Source organism: Selenomonas sp. GACV-9, assembly GCA_900116485.1.
GTDB classification, from domain to species: domain Bacteria; phylum Bacillota; class Negativicutes; order Selenomonadales; family Selenomonadaceae; genus Selenomonas_A; species Selenomonas_A ruminantium_G.
Genome location: FPAX01000033.1, coordinates 1 through 6,339 on the forward strand (window position 1 = coordinate 1; position 6,339 = coordinate 6,339).

The following is a 6,339-nucleotide window of genomic DNA, read 5'->3' on the forward strand; positions in this document are numbered from 1 at the left end:
ATAGGTCACGAATTACATCGATGTGCTTGCTGCGGGAGCAACGGTTCGTGCAAATTCAGATTTCCGTTACCAAAGGGGCGAACGGGGTAGTGCTTCTTTCTGTCTGGAGCGACTGTCCTGCGCAGCAGGACTGGGCCGTAAGCGCATAACCTAGAAAGAACTATGTACGTCGCGACCTGGTGACGGGAGCAGGTAACTAAGTCCGTAGAACTAGGCGTACGGTCCATTCAGCGGAAACAGAAAAAGTACTACCCCGTGAACCCCGAGCTGCGTACTATCAGGATTCCGTTCCGCACGCACCAACCGACAAACTGCAATTTGTAACATAAACAAAGCTGTGAATAACTTGCGAGAAATCAACAAGTTATTCACAGCTTTTTAGGTATATGTGGATATTTCTGTGGATAAACGGGTGTGTTTTAGCGTGTGACGGCATCGTAGAGGGCGTAGATGAATTTCTTGGTGTTGATGTGCACCTGCGACAGGGAGGGTTTTTCGTCGTCTTCGATGAGCCGCATGGTGGTGCGGATGTCGCTGTAGTCGAAGTAGACGGGGGCGTATTCTTCGAACCGGGGGTTCGTGAAGTCGACGGCGCCGAGGGTGGCTAGGTGGACGTGGGCCTGGTAGATGGTGCGGCGCAGGCGCTGTTCCATGGCCTTGGCCTCGCGGGCGGCGTCGTTGGTATGGGGACGCTCGCCCGCGACGGCGGTGAATAGCTGCTTGAGGCTCGGTGTCTGGCCTGGGTGGCTCCTGAGCCAGTCGATGATGTCCAAGAGATCCTGCGCGCCCGGGGCGCTGCCGATGCCGAGCTCCTGCAGCAGGGCCGGGGCCTTGGCGGCGGGCTTTGGTTGTGGGACTGGGGCGGCGGCTGCCTGGGGGGTGAGGCTGGCGAGGGAGCTCTGGAGGTTCTGGGCAAAGGATTCGAGCCGCAGGTGCTCGCTGACGCTGCGGATGATGCTGACAATCTCATTGCGGTTCAAGGGTTTGGTGATGTAGTAGTTCACGCCCTGTTCGTAGGCTTTGCCGACGAGGTCTTTGCTCTCGACCTGTGAGAGCATGATGATCTTGCCGGTGAAGTCTTTTTTTATCTGGCTGACGGCTGCGATGCCGTCGATGTCTGGCATCAGCATGTCGATGATCAGGATGTCGATATGGTGCAGGGCCAGCAGGCTGTTGGTGAGCTCGGCTGCCGAGGGGAGGCTCGCTACGACTTCGCCGAGGTTGTAGTCTTCGATGATGTCTTGAAGCATCATGCGGATGGCTTCGTCGTCGTCGATAAGCATGATATTCATGGTGTGATTCCTTTCGTGTCGGTTTTATGGAGCTTGTGGCAGGGCAGGACGATGTCGCAGGTGACGGTGTTCTGCCCGTCAGAGTCGATGGCGATCGTGCCGCCGAGGTTTTCGACCTGATGGCGGACGTAGGTCAGGCCGACGCCGCTGGAGGCCTTGCCGGTGCTGTCGAATTTCGTCGTGTAGCCCGGATGGAAGACCCGGGACAGGCGGTGCGGCGGGATGGCGCTGCCGGTGTTGCCGATATGGATGCGCAGTTTGTCATCGCCAGTGCCGCCTTGTATCTGGATGAAAATCTGGCCCTTGTCGTGGATGGCCTCCACAGCGTTGGCCACGAGGTTGCCCAGCAGCGAGAGCAGCAGGAAGACATGCAGCGGCGGCAGGCCGCGGGGGACTTCGCTATGGAAGGTAATATCCTTATTCAGCGAGCGGGCGTATTTTTCCTGTGTGTGTACGAGCAGCCGGACGATCTGGTCGGGAGGCAGGTAGTCTTCGACATGGCGGTTGCTCGTGAGTTCCTGCAGGCCGGCGTAGATGCGCTGATGTGTCTTCTTGATCTCGTGGCACTGGCCGGCGATGCGCAGGATTTCCTGGACGATGGCCTGCTGCGCTGGTGTCGTGGCCATGTTCTTGACCGCGTCGTAGACCTGATAGCAGTCGTGGGTGACATCCTCGGCACTGCGCAGGGCGCATTTGAGCTCGAAGGCCTCCTCGTAGAGGCTGGAGATGAGCAGGGACAGGCGGTGCTGTTCCTTGGTCTTGCGCGCCAGCCTCACCTCGGTGTTGTAGAGCTGGAACAGGAAGAAGAAGGACAGGATGAAGAAACAGCGGAAGACGGCGATGAGCAGCAGGCGGCCGAGCATGCCAAGGGTCAGCTGGTAGCTTGCCTGATAGGCGATGGCATTCATGGCCGCAAGCTCGGCAACGCTGGCGAAGACCTCGGCAATGATGGCCCAGAAGGCAATCTCGAGGGCCTGGGCGTAGATGGTCTTATGGGTGAGCTGCGGCAGGGCGAAGAACAGTGCATAGCCGAAATAATAGAAGAAAGTCGGCACATGCAGTGCAAAGGAATCGCCAAGGGGCTGCCCGTAGAGGCAGACGTCAAGGGCTGTGCGGAACAGCATGACCGTCAGGCCCGCGCAGGTACCTGTGAACAGCCGCGGGAAGGGCCGCAGCCAGAGCAGGAACAGCAGGAAGACCGGCGAGCCAAAGCTCACGCGGAAGTTGGCAAAGTCCCCGGTGAATGGATGGATCTTGGGCTCACCGGCCAGCGGCACCAGGATGAGCATGAACAGGAACACGAGCCAGTCGCGGCGCGTGGGCTTGGTGTCAAACATAGTTTACTCCTTAAAATTGTATTCGATATACTGTATACACGTATCCTGTTAGCGATAATATAAAATTATCAAAAAATATTTGTCGTTAATCTGTCGGATTCTGTAGTTTCTTGTAGTCGTTCAATTATATTAATATCATCAATCAAATCATTAGTCAATCGTTATCTGAGCGGCTGATGATGACGGAATCATAAGGAGGAGCTATCATGTCTGAACAAAAGCAAAGCCAGGGAATGAGTCCCCTGGTCCGTGGCCTTATCTGTGTGGCCATCGGTGCAATCATCTGGTTCATCCCGGCACCGGCTGGTGTCGGCCCGCAGGCCTGGGGCCTGCTCGCCGTATTCATCGCGACCATCGCAGGGTTCATCCTGCAGCCAATGCCGATCGGTGCTATCGCCATCATCGCCTGTGCGCTGCTGCCGGTTCTCGGCATCATGAAGGCTGGCGAGGCCCTGGCTGGTTTCTCGAACACGACCATCTGGCTGATCGTCTCGGCTTTCATGTTTGCCGAAGGCTTCATCAAGACAGGCCTTGGCAAGCGCATTTCCTACATGCTGCTCTCGAAGTTCGGCAGCAGCACGCTGCGTGTCGCCTATGTCATGAGCGCAGCTGACTTCATCATCGCCCCGTTCACGCCGTCCAACACGGCGCGTGGCGGCGGCATCATCTACCCGATTGTCCGCAGCGTCACGGCAGCTGTCGGTGCCGACGCGGAGACGGGCAAGAACAAGCGCACCGGTGCCTTCCTGATGTTCAGCGCCTATGCGGCAGTCATCACGTCGGCTTGCATCTTCCTGACTGGTGCCTCGAACAACGTGCTCTGCAACACGCTGGCCCAGGAGATGTTCGGCACGTCCATCGGCTGGGGCGAGTGGTTCATGGCCTGCATCATCCCAGGCCTGATCCTGACGATTGCCACGCCGGCTATCCTCTATAAGATCATCAATCCAGAAATCCAGGACTCGCCGGAGACGGTGCAGCTGGCCAAGAAAGAGCTCAGTGAGATGGGCGCCATGACCATCAAGGAGAAGATCCTCTGCGTGATCTTCCTGGCGGCGCTGGTCATGTGGGCTACTGGTTCTATCCATCATATCGACTCCGCTTTTGTCGCCCTGCTGGGCCTGTCGGCAATGCTGCTGACGAAAATCCTCGACTGGTCGGATATCACGAAACAGCATGGTGCCTGGGACGTCCTCGTCTGGATGGGCGTACTCGTCAACATGGCTGCCTACCTGTCGAAGTTTGGCCTGATGAAGTGGTTTGCTGGTGCTATGGCAGCCCAGTTCGCAGGTATGCCGTGGATGACGATGCTCATCGTGCTGAGCCTTATCTACACCTTTGCCCACTATCTGCTGGCCAGCAACAGCGCCCATATCATGGCACTGTTTGCAGCCTTTGCGACAATCCTGGTCGCTGCTGGGGCACCGGTGCTCGGTGTGCTGATCCTCCTCGGAGCGCTCTGCAACAGCGCCTCCTTCCTCACGCATTATGGCTGCGGTGTTACGCCAATCTTCTTCGGCGCGAACTTCATGGGCCAGGGCGAGTGGTGGAAGATCGGCTTCATCATCACGATGCTGCATATCGTCGTCTGGATGGGCGTCGGCCTGCCGGTCATGAAAGTCATCGGCATGTTGTAATTGCCAGTCCATTGGCATAGGAAAGTGTTTTGCCTGTCTGAATTGTACTCCAATGATGTACAATTCAGACGGACAAAAAAGCAAAAATAGTTTAAAATGTACTTGCGTGTATTTTGTATACATGATACAATAAGGGCAAGTCAAGAGATTGATGGTTCAAAGACCAGCAACGATGAATTGACGTGTTGTTATCCGGCTGCCGGGGAAATATGGCAGCGGAAGGAAAGGAACGTGAACGATTATGAGAACAGAGCATGATTTCATTGGCGAGCTTCAGGTACCGGACGAGGTTTACTATGGTGTTCAGACGATGCGTGCTATTGATAACTTCAAGATTACGGGTCAGACCATCGACCCGGATTTCGTTCAGGCTTTTGCTAAGGTAAAGAAAGCTGCTGCCATGGCTAACATGGCAACGGGCCGTCTGCCGAAAGAGATCGGTGAGCCGCTTGTCCAGGCTGCCGATGAGATCATCGAGGGTAAATGGCTCGACCAGTTCCCGGTTGACCCGATCCAGGGCGGTGCTGGCACCTCGGTCAACATGAATGTCAACGAGGTTCTCTGCAACCGCGCCCTCGAGATCATCGGCAAACCGAAAGGCAGCTACGACATCATTTCCCCGAACAACCATGCCAACATGGCTCAGTCCACCAACGACAGCTTCCCGACGAGCATCAAGGTCTGCCTGTCCCATAAGGCCAAGAAGCTCACGGCTTCGCTCGACCGTCTCGCTACGGAGCTCGAGAAGAAGGCTGAGGAGTACAAGGATATCCTCAAGATGGGCCGCACCCATCTGCAGGATGCCGTTCCCATCACGTTGGGCCAGGAGATGGGCTCCTATGCATCGTCCATTCGCCGTGGCATTGCCCGCATCAACCATGCGGTTGAGGGTATCCATGTCATGAACATGGGCGGCACGGCAGTAGGCACGGGCCTCAATGCTGAGCCGGAGTACATCAAGAAAGTTGCTGAGACGCTTTCGGAAGTCACGGGCGAGAAATATGTGACGGCTGACAACATCATCGATGCCACGAACAACACCGATGGTTTCTCCGATGTATCCAGCGCTATGAAGACGACGGCTCTCGTACTTATCAAGATGGCTAACGATTTCCGCATGATGGCTTCGGGCCCGCGCTGCGGCTTCAACGAGCTCAAGCTGCCGAAACGCCAGCCGGGTTCCTCAATCATGCCGGGCAAAGTCAATCCGGTTATCGCTGAGGTCCTCGACCAGGCTTGCTATCAGGTCATCGCTAACGATATCGCCGTTTCTCTCGGCGTCGAGAATGGCCAGTTCGAGCTCAACGTCATGGAGCCGGTCATCAGCTTCAACATGTTCAACTCCATGAAGTACATGGCTAACGCAGTCGACACCTTCGTCGACAAGCTGCTCGTAGACCTTGAGCCGAACCGTGAGCAGTGCCAGGAGTGGCTCGACAAGAGCGTCGGTGTCGTCACGGCTATGCTGCCGCACATCGGCTATGAGAACTCCGCGATGATTGCCAAAGAGGCCTACAACACGGGCAAACCGGTCCGTCAGGTCATCCTCGAGAAGGGGCTGATTTCCCAGGAGAAGATGGAGAAGATCCTCTCCCCGAAACAGATGACGACTCCGGGTATTGCCGGCTAAAAAGCTATCCAAGAACTTTCTATAAATTCCCCGAAAATCCCCCAGGATGCTTCCAAATCCCTGGGGGATTCTTGCTGTGCAAAAAATAAATTGCAGTTTGTCTGTTCGTGCGAGCGGAACGGAATCCCGATAGTACGCAGCTCGGGGTTCACGGGGTAGTACTTTTTCTGTTTCCGCTGAATGGACCGTACGACCAGAACTACGGACTTAGTTACCTGCTCCCGTCACCAGGTCGCGACGTACATAGTTCTTTCTAGGTTATGCACTTACGGCCCAGTCCTGCTGCGCAGGACAGTCGCTCCAGACAGAAAGAAGCACTACCCCGTTCGCCCCTTGGGTAACGAAAGGTTGAATTTGCACGAACCGTTGCTCCCGCAACAAGCACATCGATGTAATTCGTGGCCTATCGCCGGAAAGGAACAGGTTTGTACCAACATAACGGA

Annotated in this window: 5 protein-coding genes; 2 read left to right on the plus strand and 3 right to left on the minus strand. The window is 56.0% G+C overall.

Going from position 1 to position 6,339, the window contains the following annotated elements:
• Window positions 1-419: 419 nt before the first annotated feature.
• A complete protein-coding gene (locus BM322_RS13195) occupies window positions 420-1,292 on the minus strand; it encodes a DNA-binding domain-containing protein (RefSeq protein WP_075431201.1) in 873 nt (290 codons plus the stop codon).
• Window positions 1,289-2,629 (minus strand): sensor histidine kinase, encoded by a 1,341-nt coding sequence (locus tag BM322_RS13200; RefSeq protein ID WP_075431203.1) that lies wholly within the window; start codon window positions 2,627-2,629, stop codon window positions 1,289-1,291. The genes BM322_RS13195 and BM322_RS13200 overlap by 4 nt, the downstream gene beginning before the upstream one ends.
• A gap of 206 nt (window positions 2,630-2,835) precedes the next feature.
• Here BM322_RS13200 and BM322_RS13205 point away from each other — a divergent pair, with 206 nt between their 5' ends.
• Window positions 2,836-4,266, plus strand: coding sequence for a DASS family sodium-coupled anion symporter (locus tag BM322_RS13205; RefSeq protein ID WP_318254637.1), 1,431 nt, complete (start codon window positions 2,836-2,838; stop codon window positions 4,264-4,266).
• Between the two features lie 241 nt (window positions 4,267-4,507).
• Window positions 4,508-5,896 carry an aspartate ammonia-lyase gene (locus tag BM322_RS13210; RefSeq protein WP_075431204.1) on the plus strand — a complete coding sequence of 463 codons (1,389 nt, stop codon included), beginning with the start codon at window positions 4,508-4,510 and terminating at the stop codon, window positions 5,894-5,896.
• Window positions 5,897-6,154: 258 nt separating this feature from the next.
• Here the strand turns inward: BM322_RS13210 and BM322_RS13720 are convergent.
• Window positions 6,155-6,339, minus strand: a 185-nt coding sequence (locus BM322_RS13720; RefSeq protein WP_218154625.1) for a hypothetical protein, incomplete at its 5' end; no start/stop codon positions are given.

Excerpts from the sequence above, each read along its gene's own strand:
- BM322_RS13195 (WP_075431201.1), bottom strand. The coding sequence starts at position 1,292 with ATGAATATCATGCTTATCGACGACGACGAAGCCATCCGCATGATGCTT.
- BM322_RS13210 (WP_075431204.1), top strand. The coding sequence starts at position 4,508 with ATGAGAACAGAGCATGATTTCATTGGCGAGCTTCAGGTACCGGACGAG.
- BM322_RS13200 (WP_075431203.1), bottom strand. The coding sequence starts at position 2,629 with ATGTTTGACACCAAGCCCACGCGCCGCGACTGGCTCGTGTTCCTGTTC.
- BM322_RS13205 (WP_318254637.1), top strand. The coding sequence starts at position 2,836 with ATGTCTGAACAAAAGCAAAGCCAGGGAATGAGTCCCCTGGTCCGTGGC.